Annotated in this window: 1 protein-coding gene; it reads left to right on the plus strand. The window is 66.7% G+C overall.

What is annotated here, in order from left to right; all coding sequences use genetic code 11:
• Positions 1-300: 300 nt before the first annotated feature.
• Positions 301-2,190, plus strand: coding sequence for a WD40 repeat domain-containing protein (locus ABD120_RS39185; RefSeq protein WP_343955522.1), 1,890 nt, complete (start codon positions 301-303; stop codon positions 2,188-2,190).
• The last annotated feature ends 152 nt before the right edge of the window (positions 2,191-2,342 follow it).

Raw genomic sequence — 2,342 nt, forward strand, 5'->3', positions numbered from 1 at the left:
GACGCCGCTTAGCGCCTCAGCAGCACTATGTCCCACTTGACTTGACACCTACCGAGTCGCGGACGTCAATCCCCGGCTTGAGGGCGTGTTTCACAGGTTGGATACCCGATCCTGTCCCTCTCAGGAGAAAGGTGTCCGGCCACCCGGTAGCCGCGTCAACAGGACAGCCCGTGCGGGCCCACCAACTCCGTCACCCCGTGAAAGGCGAGTGTGTCGGTGCCGGCTACTAACATGCCCGCCATGTCATCTCCCTCCCGTCATGAGCCTGCTGCCCAGCATGTGCAGCCAACCTGGACCAGTTTGCTGCCGAAGGGAGTGAAGTCATGTCCGCCGCTGGGCACCGTGGACGGCTACGCCGAATGGGTGGCGGCGGTGACGACCACAGTCCTCGACGGCCGTGCCGTAGCGATCACCGGGGGTGGCGGCCGCACGTTACGGGTGTGGGACCTGGCGACCGGCGAGCGGGTCGGCGCCCCATGGACCGGTCACACGAACGCGGTGCGGGCGCTGGCGCTGTCCGTTCTGGACGGTCGCCCCGTTGCGGTCAGCGGTGGCGACGACAGAACCGTACGGGTGTGGGAACTCGCGTCCGGCAAGCCGGTGGGCGAGCCGCTCCATCTTCATGCTGACAGCGTGAAGGCCCTCGCGATCGCGGAACGTCGTGGCCGTCAGGTGGTGGTCACCGGTTGCTACGACACGACGGTACGCGTGTGGGACCTGGAAACGCGGCAGGAGGTGATGGCACCGCTCCGTGGTCACACCGGCCCGGTGTACGCGGTGGCGACGGCGGTGCTGAACGGCCGCTGGGTGGCTGTCACAGGCGGTGACCGTACGGTCAGGGTGTGGGACCTTGAGACCGGTGAGCCGGTGGGCAGCCCGTTCACCGGCCACAGCGGATACGTGAGCGCGATCACGGTCGTGGAACTGGCCGCCGGCCACCAGGTGGTCGTCTCCGGTGGCTACCAGTCGACCACGAAAGTGTCGGACCTGGCCACCGGACTGCCGGTCAGCGTTCTTCCCCGATCCATGGACCTGGAGTCGGTGACGACCACGGTCGTGAACGGCCGGCTGGTGGCGATCACCTGCGACCGCAATGAACCGACCATCCAGGTCTATGACCTGGAAACGACCGAGTTGGTCGGTGAGCTGTTCCCTCAGCATCGCCGCACGATTCACGCGGTGGCGACGGCAGTGGTCGACGGCCGGCAGGTGGTGGTGTCGAGTTGCGACGGTGGGTCGGTACGGGTGTCCGATCTGGCCGTGGGCCAACCGGCCGACAAACCGGTTCGTCACGACGCCGCGATCACGGCGGTGGCCACCACTTCAGTGGACGGCCGACCGGTGGCGGTCACCGGCAGTGATGACGAAACCGTACGAGTATGGGACCTGGACACCGGCGACCAGGTGTGCCGTCCGCTCACGGGCCACACCGGTGCTGTCACCGCCGTGGCCGCAACCCAGGTGGACGGTCGCGCGGTGGCGATCACCGGGGGCAAGGACGGCGAGATCCATCTCTGGGACCTCGCACTGGGGAAAGCGGCCAGAGCCCCGCTGACCACCCATCGGGGCCCGATCACCGTGGTCGCTGCCGACAACACACCCCGAGCCATCACCGCCGGCGACGACAAGACCATCCGGGTGTGGGACCTCCGCACCGGCGAGGAGACCGGAAACCCCCGCAAGAGTGACCACCGACGGGTACTAGACCTCACCACCACCACGCTCGACGACCGGCCCGTCGCCGTCCTCGGACGATGGGGCGGCGGCTTCCGAGTCCGTGACCTCGCCTCGAACCGCGACACCGGACTCCAGACCACCGGCACCAACGGCAAGCCGGTACGCCTCGTGGCCACCACCGTCGTGGACGGACGACCCATCGCCATCACCACGAACGACGACTGGCGCGACCCATCGATCGAAGTATGGGACGTCGCCACCACACAGCAGCTCGGCCGGCTTCCCATGACGAATGTGGCCGCCCTCGCCGCCACCACGATCGACGGTCACCCCATCGCAGTTACCGCGAGCTATGGAACGGTGGCCGTATGGAGCCTGATCACCTTTGACAGGATCAGCCCTAACCTCGAATTCCCCAACGAGGTGAACGCCGTCACCGCCACCCCGCATGGTCACATCATCGTCTGCTTCGACCGCGACATCGCCGTGTTCACCGTATCGACAGGACGGTAGAGACCTGCTGAACAGCGGCGATGACCCGCCTACGCACCCTGGTAGTACCTGTGACACCCAGCGCTGACGAAGATCGATCAGGCCATTCTGCGGCGCGCCGGTAGGTGTCAAGTCAAGTGGGACATAGTGCTGCTGAGGCGCTAAGCGGCGTC

It is taken from the genome of Nonomuraea longicatena (genome assembly GCF_039525605.1).
Classification (GTDB): domain Bacteria; phylum Actinomycetota; class Actinomycetes; order Streptosporangiales; family Streptosporangiaceae; genus Nonomuraea; species Nonomuraea longicatena.